Source organism: Actinoallomurus iriomotensis, assembly GCF_030269445.1.
GTDB classification, from domain to species: domain Bacteria; phylum Actinomycetota; class Actinomycetes; order Streptosporangiales; family Streptosporangiaceae; genus Actinoallomurus; species Actinoallomurus iriomotensis.
The window spans coordinates 18335-36530 of record NZ_BSTJ01000023.1; the positions used below are offsets into that span (position 1 = coordinate 18335).

The window sequence follows — 18196 nt, forward strand, 5'->3', positions numbered from 1 at the left end:
CCTGATCACAGCGGGTGCGGCGTGCCGCCAGCGTCCTTGTAATAGAGCCGGTTGCTCTTGACGTAGAGCACGACACAATCGGCCGGTGGGGTGGGCGGGTCGGTCGTACGACCGTTGTTGGTGATCAACATGCCGCCGTCGCTGACGAGATTGATGAGGGCTTCGTTGGGGGCGCCGGTGTTGGTGGCGTTAAGGCTGACTTGGCCCGCCGAGTGGCCGCTGCCGCTGTCGTGCATGCGCACGTCGACGGAGGCCTGCACCGTGGTCGTGTCACCGTCGATCCGGGACACCTGCAGGGATTGGAAATAGCTGCCGTTCCACACGTAGCCCTCGGCGCCGAAGTCGGGGAATGTGCCGCCGGCGGCCTCCTCGGTGCGGAGCATCGTTCCGGCGTTACCACCGGGCGAGTAGATGTCTGCGGGCCCGTCGGGGTTGTAGAACCGGATCCGGGAGTCGGCAGCGCTGATCTCGATGCGGGTCTCGGAGGAAGGGTCTCCGACGACGAGCTTGCCGTTGCTGAAGGACGTCTTCGCGGCGCGCGGTGCGGTTTCGAGGGCGCGGAGGCGCCGCTTGATGTCGGCGAGCTCGCGGGCGAGGCTGCTCTCGTTACGGGGCAGGTTCTGCGCGGTCATGTGGTGCCCCTCGGGTTCTCGATGCTGAGGGTGGTCTTCACGACGGGTGCAGGTGTGATCGTCATGGTGATGACCCGGGCGTTCACTTCCATCGGGTTGATGGAGCTGCCGGGGAAGCGTGCCTCGTCGCTGATGCGGGCGCGGATGTAGTCGCCCGGGGCGCAGTTCGGGATGCCGTGGACGATGAACTCGGGGACGACGATGTCGCCGCGCCGACGCTCGATCTCAGCGGCGGCGTGCTGCGCGGCGATGGCTGGCGTGGCGTCGTTTTTGTAGCTGACGATCGTCTCCAGCAGCGGGTAGCCGGCGACGAGCTCGTCGGCCGCGTACGCCTCCCCCCAGACCATGGCCTCTTCTTCGCCCTGGCCGATCGCCGCGGCGTAGTTCGCGGAGCTCTCGCCGTCCTCGGGCCACGCGTAGTCGATGATGCTGGTGGGCCCTGGCTTTGGTCCGGCGGGGTACTCCAGCGAGAGGCTGTCGTCGTCGGCGGGCCGGCCGACGTGTGGGTAGCCGAGCACCAGGCGGCGGCGGATCCGGGTGCCGTCGAGCCAGGTGTCGATGCGCCATTCGAAGCCGACGGACGTCGCCAGGTCGTCCAGGAGCTGCCCGTAGAAGGGGAACTCGTACCCGTGGTAGCCGCCGGCGTCTGTTTCGGTGTCGCGGCGGTCGATGAGCTGCCCGGACATGACAGTCGGGTCCATCTCGATGCTGAGGTCGCCGACGGGGTAGCCCATCCAGGTGACGTCCTGGGCGTCCTGGAGGATGGCGCGGAAGACGTCGAACGCGTCAGCCTCGGTGAACTCCAGCAGCTTGCGGGAGCCGTAGCCGGCGGTCGGCCGGAGGATCCGGTGCTGGTCGAGCACCGACCGCAGCTCGCTGCAGGACAGCTCCATGACCTTCTTGCTGGCCCGGTATGAGGGCCGGTTCCAGATCACGTACTCCGAGATCGGGACGTCGTCGGCGAACACCACCAGGGTCGTGCGCCGGGGCACGGCCTTCCCCCAGGGGTCGAGCTGCTGGACGCGGCGGTTCCCGACGTTGAGAGACGCGCTGAGCTCGCCGGCCTCCGGCAGGGAACGGGCGAACGGCTGCAGCGTGAACGGCATGTGCTCGGCCACCTGGACGCCGGTCAGGAGGTCGTGCAGGCCGTACCGGAACTCGGTCATACCGGCTCGACGAGGAGGTTGCCGCCATGCACGAACGCGCTGTGCGGAGTCGTCGCGATCGAGGTCATCCGGTAGACCGGGGTGATGGTGATGACGGCACCGGGGGTCATGCCATCGACCAGGAACCGGCGGGACCCGGTGGTGAACGAGTGGCCGCCGACCTCGTGCCCGAACGCGGCGGGCAAGGTGAACCCGCCGGAGATCCGGTAACCACAGCGAGTGGTCGCAGTGTCGGTCTGGTCGTTGTGGCACTCCGCGCCGATCGTGACGTGTACCGCACCGGAGGCCGGGACGACGTAGCTGATCGGCGGCCACTGCCCTGCGGTGAAGTCCGTCCACACGCCGGCAGCCGGGGTGGGATTGTCGAGGCCGCCAACCTGCAGGGTCTGCTTCGGCAGCGGGACCTGTCGGATCTGCGGCGCGACGACCTTCACATCCTGGGTACGGATCTTCCCGTTCGTCTCCGCGTTGGCCTGCACGAACGCTGTGCCGACGAGGAGCGTCTTCGCTGTGGGCTGGTCGGCGGGCGGGAGCGCCGGCGCGGTGGGCGTCCCGCTGGAGGGCGTTCCGGTCAGGACCCGGAAGCGCCGGATCGTGGCTGCGTCAGTGCCGTTGTCGACGACCTCGGCGATCACCGCGTCCAGCCGGGTCTGCGTCGACGAGCTTGCCTGGATGTCCAGGTCGACCTGGGCGGAGTTCTCCAGCGGGATGTAGCCGTTCTGGCCGTCGTCGATCGCGCAGAGACCAGCGGGCAGCCGGACCTTCATGTCGGGAGTGGGCAGCGCCTGAAGGGCCAGGCCGCGCACGATGCCGGCGTAGGGGTAGAGCGAGCCGAGGACGGCTGACCGCATCTCGGCGGCGGTGGCGGGCACGTCGTCGAGCCAGGCGGGGTTCCGTGCGGTAACGCTGGTGGCCACTATCGTCTCCTCAGTCCCACGCGGAGTTGGCTCGGATGGTCGCGATGGCGACCAGGTCGGGGTCGGTGGCCGTGCCGAGGAACCGCAGGCGATTCGGGCCGCGCACGAGAACGAACTGGGTCGTGATCGCGCTGCCGACGACCGGCGAGCGGTTCGCGACGCCGTTGAGCAGCGCGGAGCCGACCCGGCAATCGATGTCGAGGAAGTCGCCGACACCGAGCTCGACGTCGTACGCCAGGTGGAGGCCGGTGGTGTCGTTGAGGACCTGGAGGTCGCGGCCGGGCCCGTCGAGGCGGATGAACGGCTGGGTCTCGTAGGTGCCTGCGTTCGTCACGGTGGCCCGCTCCGAACCGGGCGGCCGGGCCGGGAACCGGATCGGCGGTGTCCAGGGAGGCGCCAGGCCGGGCGCGGACACAGCGATGCTCATCTGCGCGAACAAGCCGTCGTCGGCGTATTTACGGGGGTCCGGCGCAAGGACCGTCACGTCGTACTCGGCGAGCGTGTCCGTGACGAGGTCGACGAGGGGTTCGCCCGTACGACGCGCCATCACGAACTTCGGGACGGCCTCGTCCAGGCGCACCTTCACCAGCCGGCGTGGCGGCAGCACCTGCATGAGCCGGTCCCGTGCAGCTTCCAGGGCCGCTCGATCCGGTGCCCGGATCTGCCCCTTCAGCCCGACGGTCCGCGCGCCGTAGTAGTTCTCAGCGTCGAACGCGCCGTCCTCGCCGACGATGTTCTCCGCGCCCTCGTCGAGGGTGGCGGCCGCCCAGCCGCTGATGTCGGTGACGCGCCAGTGCACGTACTCGTCGTCGACCTGGCCGAGGGGGATGACGATGCCGGAGCCAGCCGAGTCGTCGATGGCGCCGGAGTAGCCACCGAACCGGAACCCCGGGGGGAGACCGGATGGTCCCTCGTGCGCCGGTGGCTCGATCGCGGGGATGCTCACCGGCGCCTCACTTCCTCAGCCGCCACGCCGTCAGACGCGCCGACTCGTTGGCGAGCTGGTGGACGTCCATCTCCTGGGTCAGGTACGTGTTGTTGATCTGCGGGGCGGGCCGGTCCGCGGCCGCGCCGTCTCCGCCGCGCACCGGGATGGTCAACGCGGGGATGCGGGCGCCGCGGTTGATGGCGTCGAGGAGCTGCCGGTTCTCGGCGGCCGGCTGCTTCCGTACGACGTACTCGCCGGCGGTCCCCCACAGCGGCACGCGGTCGGTGCCGGCCGGGCCGACGATCGGGCCACCGCGGGCGTAACCGTGCGCGTGCATGTCCGCGATCAGCGCCGCGCCCGAGGCAGTCTTGCCCAGGTCGGACGCCATCAAAGTGACCGCCGTGGCCAGCGACGCCGGATCCAGGCCCGTAGCGTTCAGCAGTGCAACCCACGAGGTGACGCCGCTGGTCTTCAGGGCGGAGCGGACAGTCAGGATGTTCGGCAGCGCCGCGAGGGTGTTCTGCTGCGCCTGTTCCTGCGTGACCTTGCCCTGAAGGCTGGCCAGTCCCTTGGTGTTGAGCTTGACGGCATCGGCGGCGATCTTCTCCGCCTGCGCGCCTCCCATCGCCAGCAGCTTGTTGGCGAGGTCGCCGGCGCCGCGGTCGGCCAACGTCTGGAGGTTCTTGATGAAGCTGGCGTTGTCCTTGATGCCGAGCGCGAGGGCGACGTCGAGTTGCTTGGCCGGGCTGTACTTGGCGTACTTGTACCGGTTCTCGACGTCGGTCAGCTTCTTGGTGGCCGCCGCGACGTCCTCGCGTTCGGTTGCGATCCTGCGTTCGGCCGCCGCGATGGCACGCGGGTCGTGCCTCTTGCGTGCCCGATAGAGGGCATCCTCGGCGTTCTTGAGCTGGTTGATCTGCGTCTTGCGGGCCTTGACCGCCGCGTCGTAGTCCTTCTTGGTGGCCGGCTTGACCGCGTCTTCCCAGAACTGGAGGACGTCCGACAGCGACAGCGGGGACACGTCGCCGCCGCCCGCGTAGCCGACGACACCGCCGCTGGCGAACCCGTTCTTGCCCTGGTTGATCGCCTCCAGCAGGCCGCCGTACTTCTTGGCCTGCGACGCGCGGACGACGTACTCCCCGTTCGACAGCCACACGGGGATGTCGTCGGATGTGCCGGAACCGGGGCCGACGACCGGCCCGGACGGTCCACCGCCGGCCAGGTGCTGCACGGGCCCGCCGGTGGCTCGGTGGATGGGACCGCCGGTGGCCTTGGGCCGGTACCCCGAAATCGCCTCGCGCTGATTCTGGTAGGCGACCGTCTTGGTGATGTGCATCCGCTGGTAGATGTCGAGGTAGCGGCTGCCCACCGAGCTGGGGATGGCGTGGACCGCCGCCCAGAACTTGGTCGTGTTGCCCGTGATCACGCCCGTCTTCGGGTTGATCTTCAAGCCGTTCGCCTTGAGCCACTTGTTGTAGTAGTCGGCGTTGTCGCCGCGGAACAGGCCCGTTTTCGGGTCGAGCTTCAGGTTGTGGCCCTGCAACCACTTGTTGAAGTAGTCGGAGTTGTCGCCCTTGAGCAGGCCCGTCTTCGGGTCAAGCGTCAGGCCCTGGGCCCGGTGCAGCTTGTCCATGAAGTCGGTGTCATCGACGTTCAGCTTGACCGGGGTGATGCCGAGCAGCCTGTTGGCCAAGATGTTCGCCTGCGCGGCCGAGTAGTGCATTTGCTCGGCCATCGCGACGATCTGATTGCGGGCCTTCTCCAGGAACGGGGCCGGGTCCTTACCGACGGCCTTCAGCGTCACCGCGACCTTCTGCGCCTGCGTCGCCACCTTGTCCAAGGCCAGCTCATTCGCGGCGCCCTTTTGCGTCGCGAAGCCATGCGCGTGGCCGTTGTCCTTCAGCGACTGCGTCATCGCGGTGATCGCCTGGCGGTACTGCCCCAGCGCCTCACGCTCGCCGAGGGCCTTGCCGGTCAGGTCGGTCATCGCGGCCTCGAGCTTGTCGGCGGCCAGCGCGGCGGCCTCCTGCGCGGTCACCAACTGGTTCGACTTCGCGGCGGCGATCGTCGCCTGCTCCGAAAACGACGGGAAGGTACCCGTCGCCATGTGGAGGCTGTCGTCGGTTTTGATCAGTCCACCGGACAGCTTGGACAGCCCGTCGTGCATCGCGTCCATCGACAGCGCGCCGTGGGTGAGCGCGTCATACATCGGGCTGAACACGCCGCCGAAGCGCGAGGCCAGGTCGATCGCGTGGGCGAGCGGCGGCAGGAGCGCGGTGATATTGGTGACGAGGTCAGCGAACCCGCCGGCGTTCTTCCCGGCCGAGTCCGCCATGATCTCGATCGCGCGGCCCAGGTTCCCGGTGATGTCCGGCAGCCGGCCGCCCAGCGCGGCGAGCAGCCGGTCGGCCGCGCGGGACGAGGCGTCGAACGCCGGCGCGAGACGCTGCGCGGCCACGCCGGCGTCGCTGGCGAACTTGGAGACGGCCGGGGCCAGCACCGCGAAGTCCTTCTTGAGGGTCGGCTCGAGCTTGTCGAATGCCTCCTCACCGGTCTTGGCGATCTCTAGCCAGGTCTGCTCGAACGGCGCCGCGATCTTCTTGGTCTCGCTCTTGACGTGCGTCGTCATGTTGCCGAGGGCGCGCTGGACCTGCTTGTCGCCGTAGGTGGCCTTCAGGCCGAGGCCGGCCAGCGCGCCGCCGACGCCGAGAGAGATCGCGCCCTCGGCGAGGTTCGCCGCGAACGGCACCGCCGCCAGTGCACCGACGACGATCGCGATCATGCCGGGGCCGGACTCGGCGAAGCTGGAGAGGCTCGAGTTGAGCGCCTTGGTGGCGGCGTTGCCTTGCTTGCTGATGAGCTGGAAAGCCTCGCCGCCGACCTTCTCCAGGTCGCCATACTTCTGCCGCAGGTCAGTGACCAGCTTGTTGTGTTCCTTGACCGCCCCGGACGCCTTCAGTGCACCGAGGCGCTGCGCGGCGGCGGCCAGCTCGGCGTCCCGGGCGAGTTGCCGTTCCTGGTCGGCCGCCTCGTCCGCAGCGCGGGCCTGCGCACGGTGTGCCTCAGCAGCTTTGAGCGAGGCGCGCGCGAGCGCCTGCTCGGCCTGCTCTGCGATGCGCGCAGCCCGCGCCTCATCCAGGATGCCCTCCTCGGCGGCCTTGGCCGCAGCGTCCGCCCGGATGAGTGCCTTCTCTGCCTTCTGTGCGGCGCGCTCGCTCTCGTCGCCGAGCTTCTTGGCGGCCAGAGCCGACCGGGACATGGTGCTGCCGTACTCGCGTACGGCGGCGGCCGCGGAGGCGGTGACGCGCTCCTGGGCGGCCTGCTGACGCTCAAGGCGCGCGAGTTCCCGGTCGTACTCGCGCGCCTTGTCGGTGGACCTCTCGAAGGCGTCCTCGACGCCGTGGCTGTCGCCGTCGATCCCGATGGTCAGGTCACGACCCGGCATGTGCGACCTCCCTCGGTCTCAGGACGACGTGCGCGCCGCCGTGGCGTTGGTCCTCGGTCAGGCCGGCGTTGCGTGCTTGGACCGCCTGGCAGCCGCGGCAGATCTCGACCTGCGCGACGTACGCGCGTCGGTCGCCGCCGCGTTTCGGGTCCCACTCGTCGGGGCGGGTGCCGCAGCTGGAGCAGGTCTGCCGCTCCCGCAGCCAGGTCCAGATGGCCTTGTCACGGTCGTCCTGGCTCCACGACAAGAACGCGGAGTGGCTGATGCGGTAGTAGTGGCAGACCCGGAGCTCGACCTCGAGTTCCGGGTCTGCCTTCAGACGTTTGGGATGCTCCCCGACGGCCAGCGCGCGTTGATCCCGACCGCCGCCAAGAACAGCGCCTCGCGCTCGCCTTGGGCCAGGCGCTCGTCGACGAACGTCTCCCACTCCTCGCGGGACAGGTCATCCGGCGCGCACTCCAAGAACACCGCGCGGGGAAACGTCGTGGCGTTCCAGCGTTCGTCCTTGCCCTCGCGCGGTGCGTGCTCGGGCTGGGCCGCGAGCGCCTCGAACGCCTTCGGTTCCATCGCCGTCAACGGGATCGTCTCGTAGCAGGCCGCCACCGCCTCACGGGCCGTCTCCAACCGCGCCTCGGCCTCGACGACCGCCTGCTCCGCACGGTCGTCATCGCGGAACCGCGCGGTATCGACGGCGTCCTTGGCGGCCGCGAGCTCGGCGACCGCAGCTGTGTCGTCCTCGATCTTGAGCTGGTAAGGCAGGCTGGGGCGCTGGCGGCCCAGCAGACGCTTACGCCGGGCCGCCTTCTTCGTGTTGCTCATGCCGCCGCCGGGATCGCGACGTCCTCGGCCGGCTCCGCCGTGACCGGCATGGCGACGACCATGTCCGCGTCGGCGTTCTCGGGGATCTGCTTGCCGACCGACGCGACCTCGAAGGGGAAGACGTCGCAGAGCTGATCGGGGACGTCACCACCCCACATGAAGATGACGAAGCCGGTCGTGCCCCGGGACAGCCACCGGCGGGCGTCGTCGGTGAACTTGTCCTGGTAGAACGTCAGGCTGCTGTCTGCGGCTTGCGTGCGGCCCGAGTTCTGCGACGTGAACGTCCCGCCGTAGTCCGGAGCGTCGATCATGTTGCTGGTGACGTTGAAACCGTTGACGGCGGAGACCTCCCCCGAGACCTCCTTGCCGCCGTCGATCTCGCTGCGGGTCGGGTTCTTGTAGTCGTTCAACACAGTGCAGATGACGATCTTGGTGATCCCCGGAGCGAAGAACCTCTTGGTCCTGGGAATGGGCGTAGCCGACATCGATCACTTACCTTCCTCGTTGGTGCGTCGGCGCGGCCGCGCGCCCGACTTCGGTTCCTGCGGTGCGGCCTGCTGTCCGCCGGGGTCCGGCGGCGGGGACCCCTCGCCGCTGGACTGACCGGCGTCGGCGGGCTCCTGGTCCTCGACCTCGTCGGCGGGGACCCAGCCCGCTCCCCGCCAGGCGGGGACCGCGAGCTCGAAGACCTCGGACTCCCCGGCGGTCGGGTGGACGATCTTGACCTTCTTGCGGTCCATCAGCGGATCACCGCCGCCGTCACCGACGTCGCCGACGACCAGGCGATCGAGGCGAGGCCGGTCGCCGGATCGCGGTACCGATCGGTGACCCGGACACCCTCCGTGGCGCCGGCGGCGACGGTGACGACTCGGTCCTGGATATCGAGGTCTCCGTCGACCTTGCCCGGGGTGGCGATCGTGGCGGTGATGCTGGAGACGGCTCCGTTCTTGATCAGGAGCTTCACGTCCTCGCCGGTCGCGCACGTGTCGCCGCCCGCCGAGGCGTTGCTGAAGTTGATCGTGGTGCCGGCCTGGCCGATCACCTGCGTGGGCAGATTCCCCATGGGATCCTCTCGTTACAGTCCGTGCTGGTGAGCGACGTCCATCACGACGTCGGCCATGGCCTCGGCGACCTGCGGCCGTGCCGCCTCGACGCCGGGTCGCAGGAACGGGCGGGCGGCCTGGGGCTGCCAGTTGCGCCGGTTGCCGTAGACGGGGTGGCGGAAGGTGCCCGGTGACCCGCCGTGCTCGTACGGCCGGGCGTGCGGCGCTCTCGCAGCGCTGACGCGGATCCGTACGCCGGCGCGGGAGCCGGTCGCGAGCGACATCGTGGTCGCACCTGGGATCCGCGTGGACCAACTCGCCCGGTGGCGGACCTCCTGCAGCGCCGGCCGGGCGGCGCGGAGCATCCCACCGGAGCGGAACTCGCGGCGAATGGCAGGCGGAACCTGTTCGAGGTCCCGGATGAGCTGCTGGAGCTCCCGCCGGTCGACGCTCATCGCAGCCCTACGGGGTGTACGCGTCCACGTGGATCACGAAGTGCACGGTGCACATCGCCCCCTTGCTGTCCATGACCGGGGCGACGCCGGCGATGCTGAGGTAGCTGTTCGAGACCAGATCCAGGCCGAGGGTCCGGTCCCGGGCCAGCTCTCCTGCGATCAGGTCGATGAACGAAAACGCCAGGTCGCGGACCATCTTCTGATTGTTGTCGCCGCGCCAGGACGAGGAGAGACAGGAGATGTCGTACGCCTCGCGGTCGCTGCGGCCACCGCGGTCGGCGCGGCGCCGGCTGACGGTGACCGCTTCGGTTCCCTGCTCCCCGTTGAACCCCAGCATGACGACGTCGGGCGGCGTGGTGCTGGTCGGTGGCGGCCCGTCGAGCAGCTGCACGGACTCGGGCAGGACGAGCCGTGAGGCGGCGACGAGCGCGTCGAGGGTGTCCGGGAGGAGGCTCGCGGCGGGCATCAGGCGAATCCGGGGATCGGCTCGCCGAGGAGCTCCAGGGCGCGGCGAGGGATCGAGTAGCCGAAGCGCGGGTCGTAGGTGTCGGAGTCGCGCGGGCTGGCAGAGAAACCTCCGCGCTGGGTCTCCCACAGGTGCTGCAGGATGATCAGGACGGCCTGGCGGATGTGTTCGCCGGTGATGATCCGGCCGGCCTCGTAGAGCACGGTGACGTCTCCGGGCCGCCACCGGCTTGCCACGCCACCGGCCAGCCGTGTCAGGACACCGGCGGTCGGCTTGAGGGTGTACGCGGATGAGGCGAGCACCGTGCCGCTCTCGACGACTTGCGTGACCGCCAAGACGGGGAAGTGCAGCAGCGCGATCCTCGGTGTCCCACCGTCGTACGTCTCGGTCCAGGCCCGCCGCCCGACCGCGCCGACGATCCTCTCCACCGGGCCGGTGACCGCCTGCATCTTCCGCATGATTTCTGCGTCGTCCTGCGATCCGGTGATGTTCAGCTGCTCCTTCGCCTCGGCGAGAGAGACAAGCTGCCCAGGGTCGGCGGGGAGAACCTCGAACATGTCGCCGGCCGGGTAGCCGCTGGAATTCTGGCCGGTGGCGATCCAGCGGTAGACGTGCCGGCCGGGCTGGGTCGTCGCGTAGTCGTAGCAGTAGACGCCCGGCGAGCTGGAGGTGACGGGGCCGCCGTCCGTGGTGCCGTCGGGCAGCGTGATGCTGATGGCCATCGTTCCGGCGTCGGCCGGGACCCCGGCGTCGTCGGTGACGGTGGTCGTCAGGGACACGGTTGCGCCGAGGTTCCAGCTCACCGGGTGCCTCCGTTCACTTATTCGTGGACGGCTTGCCGCCGGTCGAGCGGGTCCGACGGCGCGCGGCCGACGGCTTCTCCGCGGCCGAGGACGCGTCCTTCTTCTCCGCCGTGGTGGCGGTGCTGGTGGTTTCGGGCGCGGGTGCGGCACGCTCGGGCGTCTCCGGTGCCTCGCTGCGGACGAGCTCGGCGCGTACACCGTCGGCCCAGGCCTCGGCCTGCTCACCGGACATCTCCACGACGTCACCGGCGACATGGGCGAAGTCGTCGCCGGCGACGGCCTGGAGGAAGCGGACGCGGGGCATCAGGGACGCACCACCGGGGCGTTCCGCGGGTCGCCGAGCACGACCAGGGCGTCGTAAATCCCGCCGGTAGCTGGGGACCCGGACACGGTGGACTTGGCCCGGATGTACCGCTTGCCGCCGAGGTAGCCGATCTCGACGACCTTGTCGTCGTCGGACGCCCCTAGCGCCGGCGGGGTGCCCTGCAGGGAACCTGCGGGCACACTCGACCATGTCGAGTTGTCGTCGGACTCCTCGATGGTGAGGGTGTGCGTGCCGTCGGTCATGGTGCCGGTGTGTACGACGACCATCGCGGACATGTAGCCGGCGCGGTCGACGGCCGTGCCGGTCGCGGTGGCGGTGCGCGCCGCGTTCGGGATCGACGCGACGGTCTTGATGTTGTTGTACAGGTCCTTCACGGGTTGCCTTCCTGTGATCGGGCGGGCAGAGGCGCGACGCCGGCGGGCCACGGCGGGGCGGCCCGCCGGCGTACGGTCAGCTCGCGGCGTGCTGGTAGCAGCGGATCGCCGCCGGGTCGTCCGGCTTGCCGTCGAGACGGCTGAACGCCAGGAAGCCGACCTGGAGGTAGTCGGCGTACCGCTCGGTGAGGCGCAGCGCCTGGACCGCGAGGACCTGGCGGATGATGTAGCCGGCGCGGATGTCGCCGAACAGGACCGTCTTGGCGGACGCGGCCGGCGCGGGGAACGAGTTGTCGATCGCGTAGGTGAAGCCGTTGATCGTGGCCGGGAAGCCGGGCGCCGGAATCGGCACCCACAGCGGCCGGCCCTGGCTGTCCTTGAGCTTCCGGATCGCCTTGAGCATCCCGTCGGCCATGACGTACTGCGCGGTGTTGCGGTACGCCGGGTCGATGCTGTGCTCCAGGTCGACCAGGTCGTCGTAGGTGATGCTCGTGGTCTGCCCGGAAGCGCCCTGCTTGCCGACGGTGCAGTTGGTGAGGATGCCCTCCGGCTGCTCCGCTCCCGAGCCGGTCGCGAACGCGCGGGCGGCGCGTCGGCCGATCCGCTCGCCCTGCTTGCGGGGCAGCCAGGTGTTCAGGTCGAACGCCGAGTCCTGCAGGAGCTGCACGGGCAGCCGCACCATCTTGGAGTTGACGGTGTAGGCCGAGAGCTTCCGCTGGCCGAACGTCACATTCTGCTCGTTGACCGGCTGGTTCTCGCCGAGGAACTCGCCCTCGTTGCCCGTGTCGTCGTTCGTCGGCCACGGCAGGTCCTGGCCGGTCGCCGTGGTGATGACGGTGGCCAGCTGCAGGATGCCGCCGAACGCCTTCATCGTCTCCGTGAGGACCGCACGGTAGCCCTCGGGGACGAGGTAGCCGCCGAGGGTGTCGTCCTGCGTCGCGCCGGCGCGGGCCTCGAAGCGCGTCGACAGGAGGTCCTGCTGCTCGCCGGACAGCCGGGTCATGCCGCGACGCATGTACTGCCCGAAGGCCTCGGCGTACCGGGCCTCGACGTCCTCGTTGACGTCGCGGCGCTCGTCCGGCTCGTCGAAGGTCGGCGGGGCGACGAGCTGGCTGCGGTCGACCTTGTCCAGGGTGGCCATGCGGTTAAGGCGCTCGATGTCGCCCGACACCTCGGTCAGCCGCGCCTCGGCCTCGTCCCAGTTGGTGCGCTCCTCGGCGGTCATGTCGCGGCCCTCGGTCTCAGCCGCGCCCGTGATCTCCTGCATCCGGGTCCAGACCCGGTTCTGCTCCTCGATGAGCGTCTTGAGCCTCTCGCTCACGTGTGCCCTCCTTCGGGCATGCCGACGGCCCCGCGTGTGGCGGGGTCGTGATCGGGTGGTGGTTACCGGGACAGTGGCAGCGCGTAGCGCGCGGCCAGGCCCCGCATTGCCAGGCCGACCTGGTCGACGTGCCGTCGAGTGCCCTCACGCGGCTCGACGTCTTCGTCTCCGCGAGTGCTCTCACGCGGCTCGCGGTCGATCGTTTCCAGCAGGTCACGCAGTTCGGGCCGGTACGCGGCCCGCCTTTCGATCGCCGCGGCGTCACCGCGCTGCATCAGCGCGGACGCCACGGAGTTCAGCTCCGCTTCGGTCTCCTCGCATGCCGGGAACGTCACGGCGCTCACCTCGAGGAGACGGATCTCGCGGATGGTCCGCAGGTCGGCGTCGACGGTCTCGCCGTCGACGGTCTCGATCTCGACCGTGGACCAGTCGGCCTTCATCACGTAGAAGCCGATCGACATGCCGGTGATGTTGCGGTTGTCGAGGTTCACGATCAGATCGGAGACGTAGGACAAGCGCTGGTCGAGGGCCGAGTCGACCGCCAGGCCGGTCCGGTCCTGAGCGAGCGCCAGGCTGTTCGCCGAAACCCGGGAGACGACGTAGTAGGTGTCGTGATCGATCAGGAACCGCTGGTCGCCCTCGCTCAGGGTCTTGGTGTACGACCCGGGCGCGACTTCCTCGTAGAACCCCCACGTGAGCGGGTTCCCGACGGCGTAGCGGGTGTTGAACATGCTGGCGTAGCCGCGGAACCGCACGCCGTCTCCGTCGTCGGCGGCCGCCGCGCCGTCGCCCTCGTCATCGGCTGCGGCCGCGGCGCGGACCAGGCGGACGCTGGCGTCGTCGAGGGACAGTTCGCGGCGTTCCACCGCGGCAGTGCTGGCGGTGCGCCGGCGCCGCGGCCGCGCGTCCTGGGCGTCGGGGAGATCGGAGTGCGACGCGTCCGTCCCGCGCCGCTCGCGGTCGAGCTGCATGTCACGCTCCCTGGGGTTCTGCGGCCGGCGGCGGCTGTTCGCCGATCGGCGTCATGGTCGTGGGCTGCCAGTACGTCTGGCCCTGGCCGTCCGGCAGCGGCGGCAGGTCTTCGGCGTCGCGGATCTCGTCCGCGTTGAACGCGCCGAGCTCGCGCATCGTGCGGTAGAAGCTGCTGCGCGCGGTCGAGTCGCCGCGCAGGAGCTCGTTGACGCGGTAGCGGGCTTCCACCTTGGGGTTGAGCAGGACTTCCTTGGTGATGCGCTGCTCAGTCGGCGCGAGCCACTGCGGGTGCAGGTCGAACATCACCCAGCCGAGCGCCTGCTGCTCCAGACCGGTTCCCCACGACGTCGACCGTTCGGTCAGCATCAGCAGGAAGGGCGGGACGCCGAACCAGCGGGCGACTTCCTCGACCTCGAAGTTCCGGGACTCCAGGAACTGGGCGTCGTCGTGCGGCATGGTCAGCGTCTGAAACTTCGCGCCGCTGTCCAGCACGGCGATCTCGTGGGAGCGATCGATGCCGCTCATCTTCGCTTTCCAGCGTTCCTTCAGCGCGTCGGCCTGTCCCGGCTCCAGCCGCGCGTCGGTCTGGAGGATGCCGCCCATGAGGTTGCCGGAGCCGAAGAACCGGGCGCCGTACCGCTCAGCGGCCAGGCCGAGGCCGATGGTCTGACGGGCCATCTGCACGACGGACAGACCGACGACGCCGTCGTAGCCGAGGCCAGGCAGGTGCAGGATGTCGCGGCTCGTGAGCGGGATGACCGGGCCCGGCTCGTCGCGGGTGCCGGTCTCGACCCAGAACACCTTGCCGGACGGGTTCGCCTCGGTGGGCCGGTAGGCGTACACGCGGACCTTGTCCGGGGTGATCGGCCAGAGCTCTTTGATCTGGCCGGCGCCGTTCCTGAGCTTCTGCACGAAGGCGTTACCCCACAGCAGACGGTGCGCGTACGTCAGGCGCCACAGCTCATACGGCGTCATGTCCGGGTGCGGGCCAGCGAGGATCGGGGCGCTCGCCGGCTGCTTGGTACCCCGCAGGTACGGCACGAGCGGCAGGGCGGCCGACACGCCGGAGATCAGCGCGACGGACCGCCACACCGCCGCCATGGCGAGCGCGGACCGCTCGGAAACAGGGACGCCCGAGTCTGTGGCGCTGCCGCCGAACAGGGTCATGAGCTCGGCCGCGGTCAGGTCCGTATCCGGGTTCTCAACGGACGCGCGCTGCTCGAACAGCCCGAACAGGCTCATGCGGCGCGCTCACCCACCGCGCGCGGCCGCGTCGCCGTGACCTTCGCCCGTGGGGCGGCGCGTTCGCACCACAGCACGCCAAGGACGCCGGTCATCATCCAGCCGGCCGGCATGTAGATCAGCCACACGCCGACGACGAACGCCGCGAGGAACACGACCTCGATGAGCTCCAGCCGCGCACCCCACACCGCGGCCGCGGCCGCGCGGGTGACCTCGCTGGCCCGCTGCCTGCTCATCAAGCTCTCCCCCCCACCGTTCGGCTTACGCGGCCCGAACCAGCGGCGCAGAAGCCGGCGTTGCCACGGAGTCAGCCGGACACCTTCGACGTGCTCGTCGATCCATGCGCAGACGTCCTGGGCGGCCACATCGGCACTCATCGAACTCCTCACCACAGGTTCGGGACCGCGGGCTCTTCGACCGGGACACCGGACAGGAACAGGGCCATCACCATCGCGATGGCCGCGTCGATCTTCCGCTTCGACCGGCCCTTGCTCAGCCGCCAGCCCGAATCGGTCTCCCGTACAGCGGCCGCCAGGACGTGGTCGGTGAGCACCGGGTCGTCGCCGTGCACGACCATTCCGCCGGTGATGAGCCGGTAGGCGTCTTGGCAGGCCGGGACCATCGACGCGGCGCCCTGGGAGAACTCGGCCATCGGCATGCCCTCGTCGAGGAGGACCTCCGCGGACCGCTGGAAGTACGCCGGGTCGTACGCGATCGTTCGGATGTTCAGGTCGCGGTGTACCTGGCGGAGATGGTTCTCCACCGCGTGTGTGTCGACGATGCCGCCCGAGTCGGCCGGGTCCCACGTCTTGGCCGATACGGCGACTCGGCCGTCGGGTTGCGGCTGGGCAATGACGACGGCGACGTGGTCGTGCTTGAGGGCCATGTCCACCGCGGCGTACGCCGGCAGCATCGGGTCGAGGTCGACGACGCCGGCGCAGCCCTCCCATGCGCCCGGCGGGAGCCAGCACTCCTCAGCGCGTGTCCAGCGGCCCAGGTGGTAGCGCTCGAATTCGAACCGCGGGATCTGTCGGGCTCGCGCGAGGACATCGGTGGTGTGCAGGAACGTGCCGGCCGCCGGGTTCGCGGCGAGGATCGCGGCGAGCAGCTGCTCCTCGTCGTCGAGGTCGTAGATCTCGGCGGCGCCGTAGTGCACGAACAGGAACTCGTCGTCGTCGATCTCACCAGCGTTGACGCGGTAGCCGTCGAGGTGCATGCGGCCGGCGAGGCTCTCCAGGTCGCTGCCGGCCGTCGTGGTGTTGAGGACCAGCGAGTTGCGGCGCTTGGACAGGCCGTTCGCGATGACCAGGTGGACGCGTTCCTTGTTGCCTGTCCACTCGTGGATCTCGTCCGCCGCGAACAGCGACGGACGCTGACCGTCGTTCGTGCCGGCCACCGCGGCGACCCGGTACGCGCGGCCCGGGCCGCCCTTGACGAGGATCTCGGTGTCGTACGCCTCGGTGAACTGCTTCAGCGTCGGCGACTCCCGGCATGCGTCCCGCATGTCGCCGAACAGCAGGTCGGCCTGCTCGAACGAGGCGGCCGCGACGGGGATGATCGGTGAGCCCTTGGGGCCGAACAGCGGCGGACCGAGGAGCTCAAAGAGCATGATCCAGCCGGACATCGGCGTCTTGCCGTTGCCCTTGGAGATCTCCAGGAGCGCGCGGCGGAACCGGCGCTCACCGGTGACCGGGTTGTACTCGTACAGCCAGTAGATGAACTGGCGTTGCCACCGCTGGAGCCGTACGGGCTGGCCGAAGTAGTCGCCGTCGCCGTAGACGCAGTTCTTCTCGATCCACGCGCAGACGATCCGGCCGTACGAGGGCCAGCCGAGACTACGCGGAGCGCTGAGCGGACGGGCCGTCGTCGGTGACGACTTCCCCCGGGAGGGCGTCGTCGAGGCGCGGGTCGTCATCGTCGTCGACGTCACCGCCCCCCACGAACTCGGAGTTGAGGTCGGCGAGGGTCTTCGCGGTCTGCCCCAGCGTGAAGTTCAAGCCGAGGCGGGCGCGCGGGGACAGGCCGAAGCGGTCTTCGAGCTGGCGGATCTCGGCGGCCTGGGTCTGCATGTGCCGCAGCAGCGGGTTCATCACCAGCTGCCCTTTGCTGCCCTCGATCATGTGGCCGGCTTTCCGTACGGTCCGGGCGCAGCGCTCCAGGTCGTCGTACAGGCCGAAAAGCCGCTCGAGCGCGGGGAGGTCGGATACCCGGTCGGCGAGTTTCGCCACCGGCGACGCCCAGAACTCGACCCACCGGTCGCGGGTCAGTTTCAGCAGCCCGGCCGGCGCGGGCGGTGGGGCTGGCTCGACCGGGAGTACCTCGAGTTCTTGGTCGTCGTCGGCGGGCACGAGCAACACCGGCTCGTTGCGGCGCTGCCGCTTCTCGGGGTCCTTCCGGCTCGGGCCGCGACCGCCCATCACGTCCCCCTGACGATCTCGTCACGCTCGTCGGGTTCGTACGCGTCGAACCACTCCCGGACATACCGGCGCCACTGCTCGGGCCGCTCGGCCATCGCCCGCCGGAGGCAGAGCTCCTCGGCGGCCAGGACCACGACGACGCGCGCGCCGTACCGGCGCCGGTAGGAGTCCCGGACGGTCCGCTTCGCGGCGGTGCTGATCACCCAGGCGCGCCGCACGTCGTGGTTGCCGAGCACCAGCCGGTCCAGCACGGCGTCGCGGGCCTCGGCTACGAACGGTCCATGCGCGTCGATGTGCTCGTACAGGCCGGTCCCATCGAGCTGCAGGGCGACCGCGATGGCGTCGTAGTCGATGACCAGATCACCTTTGGCCGCGTGCTCCCGGACGTACGCGTTCTTGCCGGCCGCCGGCGGCCCAGCGACGAGGGTCAGCGCGAGGCCGGGAACGACCGGGGTGTCGAGCTCGGCCTGCCTGCTCGAGTTGCAGGACCGGCACAGCACGCGCAGCTGCCCGTCGATCCGCCCGCCCGCCGCGCGCGGGTTGACGTGGTCCGCGGTGAGGTCCGTCGCCGGGTGCGGGTCACGCCGCCAGCCGGGGCACACCCACCCGTACTGCTCGACGTGCACGCGGACGTGATCAGCGCGCCGCCGTCGCTCGTTCCGGCCGTACCCGGCGCGCGATCGACGCTTCGGCTCGACGCGGCGCGCGGCCGCGCACGGCTTGCACTCACCGACGACACGCTGCCGGCATCCTGGGCAAATGCGGGGCATCGGCTGACCCATGGCACCCCCGGATCACGCTCCGTGAGCTCCAGACCCGTACGCGAAAAAAATCCCCTGCGGCCGAGGTCTCCAGGTCGCGGGCCCTGAAG

General features: G+C 69.8%; 22 protein-coding genes. All 22 read right to left on the reverse strand.

The features are described from left to right. Positions 1-5: 5 nt before the first annotated feature. The 22 genes from QSK37_RS50070 to QSK37_RS50175 all read right to left on the reverse strand — a co-directional run bounded on the left by QSK37_RS50070 (position 6) and on the right by QSK37_RS50175 (position 17951). The gene (locus QSK37_RS50070) at positions 6-632 is read right to left on the reverse strand and encodes a hypothetical protein (RefSeq protein ID WP_285636797.1); all 627 of its coding nucleotides are present in this window, start codon (positions 630-632) and stop codon (positions 6-8) included. Beyond that, positions 629-1798: a hypothetical protein gene (locus QSK37_RS50075; protein ID WP_285636800.1), complete on the reverse strand. Its 1170-nt coding sequence runs from the start codon at positions 1796-1798 to the stop codon at positions 629-631. Before QSK37_RS50075 ends, QSK37_RS50070 begins: the two co-directional genes overlap by 4 nt. Beyond that, positions 1795-2715, reverse strand: coding sequence for a hypothetical protein (locus tag QSK37_RS50080; protein ID WP_285636803.1), 921 nt, complete (start codon positions 2713-2715; stop codon positions 1795-1797). The genes QSK37_RS50075 and QSK37_RS50080 overlap by 4 nt, the downstream gene beginning before the upstream one ends. 10 nt (positions 2716-2725) lie before the next feature. Continuing rightward, entirely contained in the window at positions 2726-3661 is a 936-nt protein-coding gene (locus QSK37_RS50085; RefSeq protein WP_285636806.1) for a phage distal tail protein, read from the reverse strand. 7 nt (positions 3662-3668) lie between these two features. Further along, complete coding sequence (locus tag QSK37_RS50090) at positions 3669-7088, reverse strand: hypothetical protein (RefSeq protein ID WP_285636809.1); 3420 nt, start codon at positions 7086-7088, stop codon at positions 3669-3671. Continuing rightward, complete coding sequence (locus tag QSK37_RS50095; RefSeq protein WP_285636812.1) at positions 7075-7335, reverse strand: hypothetical protein; 261 nt, start codon at positions 7333-7335, stop codon at positions 7075-7077. The genes QSK37_RS50090 and QSK37_RS50095 overlap by 14 nt, the downstream gene beginning before the upstream one ends. Positions 7336-7403: 68 nt before the next feature. Then, complete coding sequence (locus QSK37_RS50100) at positions 7404-7907, reverse strand: hypothetical protein (protein WP_285636815.1); 504 nt, start codon at positions 7905-7907, stop codon at positions 7404-7406. After that, positions 7904-8392: a phage tail tube protein gene (locus tag QSK37_RS50105; protein WP_285636818.1), complete on the reverse strand. Its 489-nt coding sequence runs from the start codon at positions 8390-8392 to the stop codon at positions 7904-7906. The genes QSK37_RS50100 and QSK37_RS50105 overlap by 4 nt, the downstream gene beginning before the upstream one ends. A 3-nt stretch (positions 8393-8395) precedes the next feature. Then, the gene (locus tag QSK37_RS50110) at positions 8396-8647 is read right to left on the reverse strand and encodes a hypothetical protein (protein WP_285636821.1); all 252 of its coding nucleotides are present in this window, start codon (positions 8645-8647) and stop codon (positions 8396-8398) included. Further along, positions 8647-8970: a hypothetical protein gene (locus QSK37_RS50115; RefSeq protein WP_285636824.1), complete on the reverse strand. Its 324-nt coding sequence runs from the start codon at positions 8968-8970 to the stop codon at positions 8647-8649. Before QSK37_RS50115 ends, QSK37_RS50110 begins: the two co-directional genes overlap by 1 nt. Before the next feature lie 12 nt (positions 8971-8982). Continuing rightward, positions 8983-9405 (reverse strand): HK97 gp10 family phage protein, encoded by a 423-nt coding sequence (locus tag QSK37_RS50120; RefSeq protein WP_285636826.1) that lies wholly within the window; start codon positions 9403-9405, stop codon positions 8983-8985. A 7-nt stretch (positions 9406-9412) separates the two neighbouring features. Further along, the gene (locus tag QSK37_RS50125; RefSeq protein ID WP_285636828.1) at positions 9413-9871 is read right to left on the reverse strand and encodes a hypothetical protein; all 459 of its coding nucleotides are present in this window, start codon (positions 9869-9871) and stop codon (positions 9413-9415) included. Then, positions 9871-10674 (reverse strand): head-tail connector protein, encoded by an 804-nt coding sequence (locus QSK37_RS50130; protein WP_285636830.1) that lies wholly within the window; start codon positions 10672-10674, stop codon positions 9871-9873. The genes QSK37_RS50125 and QSK37_RS50130 overlap by 1 nt, the downstream gene beginning before the upstream one ends. A gap of 13 nt (positions 10675-10687) precedes the next feature. Next, complete coding sequence (locus QSK37_RS50135) at positions 10688-10978, reverse strand: hypothetical protein (protein WP_285636833.1); 291 nt, start codon at positions 10976-10978, stop codon at positions 10688-10690. Beyond that, positions 10978-11373 (reverse strand): hypothetical protein, encoded by a 396-nt coding sequence (locus QSK37_RS50140; protein WP_285636836.1) that lies wholly within the window; start codon positions 11371-11373, stop codon positions 10978-10980. Before QSK37_RS50140 ends, QSK37_RS50135 begins: the two co-directional genes overlap by 1 nt. Before the next feature lie 76 nt (positions 11374-11449). Continuing rightward, entirely contained in the window at positions 11450-12694 is a 1245-nt protein-coding gene (locus QSK37_RS50145) for a phage major capsid protein (protein WP_285636839.1), read from the reverse strand. Positions 12695-12756: 62 nt separating this feature from the next. After that, positions 12757-13665 (reverse strand): HK97 family phage prohead protease, encoded by a 909-nt coding sequence (locus tag QSK37_RS50150; protein ID WP_285636842.1) that lies wholly within the window; start codon positions 13663-13665, stop codon positions 12757-12759. Between the two features lies 1 nt (position 13666). Beyond that, entirely contained in the window at positions 13667-14908 is a 1242-nt protein-coding gene (locus QSK37_RS50155; protein ID WP_285636845.1) for a phage portal protein, read from the reverse strand. Further along, positions 14905-15285, reverse strand: a complete 381-nt coding sequence (locus QSK37_RS50160; RefSeq protein ID WP_285636848.1) for a hypothetical protein — start codon at positions 15283-15285, stop codon at positions 14905-14907. The genes QSK37_RS50155 and QSK37_RS50160 overlap by 4 nt, the downstream gene beginning before the upstream one ends. An 8-nt stretch (positions 15286-15293) precedes the next feature. After that, entirely contained in the window at positions 15294-16823 is a 1530-nt protein-coding gene (locus tag QSK37_RS50165; RefSeq protein WP_285636850.1) for a terminase TerL endonuclease subunit, read from the reverse strand. Continuing rightward, positions 16744-17325 (reverse strand): P27 family phage terminase small subunit, encoded by a 582-nt coding sequence (locus QSK37_RS50170; RefSeq protein WP_285636853.1) that lies wholly within the window; start codon positions 17323-17325, stop codon positions 16744-16746. The genes QSK37_RS50165 and QSK37_RS50170 overlap by 80 nt, the downstream gene beginning before the upstream one ends. After that, the gene (locus tag QSK37_RS50175) at positions 17325-17951 is read right to left on the reverse strand and encodes an HNH endonuclease (RefSeq protein WP_285636856.1); all 627 of its coding nucleotides are present in this window, start codon (positions 17949-17951) and stop codon (positions 17325-17327) included. The genes QSK37_RS50170 and QSK37_RS50175 overlap by 1 nt, the downstream gene beginning before the upstream one ends. Positions 17952-18196 lie beyond the last annotated feature (245 nt).

Coding starts and splice junctions, on each gene's coding strand:
- QSK37_RS50070 (WP_285636797.1), bottom strand. CDS start 632: ATGACCGCGCAGAACCTGCCCCGTAACGAGAGCAGCCTCGCCCGCGAG.
- QSK37_RS50075 (WP_285636800.1), bottom strand. CDS start 1,798: ATGACCGAGTTCCGGTACGGCCTGCACGACCTCCTGACCGGCGTCCAG.
- QSK37_RS50090 (WP_285636809.1), bottom strand. CDS start 7,088: ATGCCGGGTCGTGACCTGACCATCGGGATCGACGGCGACAGCCACGGC.
- QSK37_RS50100 (WP_285636815.1), bottom strand. CDS start 7,907: ATGAGCAACACGAAGAAGGCGGCCCGGCGTAAGCGTCTGCTGGGCCGC.
- QSK37_RS50105 (WP_285636818.1), bottom strand. CDS start 8,392: ATGTCGGCTACGCCCATTCCCAGGACCAAGAGGTTCTTCGCTCCGGGG.
- QSK37_RS50110 (WP_285636821.1), bottom strand. CDS start 8,647: ATGGACCGCAAGAAGGTCAAGATCGTCCACCCGACCGCCGGGGAGTCC.
- QSK37_RS50115 (WP_285636824.1), bottom strand. CDS start 8,970: ATGGGGAATCTGCCCACGCAGGTGATCGGCCAGGCCGGCACCACGATC.
- QSK37_RS50120 (WP_285636826.1), bottom strand. CDS start 9,405: ATGAGCGTCGACCGGCGGGAGCTCCAGCAGCTCATCCGGGACCTCGAA.
- QSK37_RS50125 (WP_285636828.1), bottom strand. CDS start 9,871: ATGCCCGCCGCGAGCCTCCTCCCGGACACCCTCGACGCGCTCGTCGCC.
- QSK37_RS50135 (WP_285636833.1), bottom strand. CDS start 10,978: ATGCCCCGCGTCCGCTTCCTCCAGGCCGTCGCCGGCGACGACTTCGCC.
- QSK37_RS50150 (WP_285636842.1), bottom strand. CDS start 13,665: ATGCAGCTCGACCGCGAGCGGCGCGGGACGGACGCGTCGCACTCCGAT.
- QSK37_RS50155 (WP_285636845.1), bottom strand. CDS start 14,908: ATGAGCCTGTTCGGGCTGTTCGAGCAGCGCGCGTCCGTTGAGAACCCG.
- QSK37_RS50160 (WP_285636848.1), bottom strand. CDS start 15,285: ATGAGTGCCGATGTGGCCGCCCAGGACGTCTGCGCATGGATCGACGAG.
- QSK37_RS50165 (WP_285636850.1), bottom strand. CDS start 16,823: ATGACGACCCGCGCCTCGACGACGCCCTCCCGGGGGAAGTCGTCACCG.
- QSK37_RS50170 (WP_285636853.1), bottom strand. CDS start 17,325: ATGGGCGGTCGCGGCCCGAGCCGGAAGGACCCCGAGAAGCGGCAGCGC.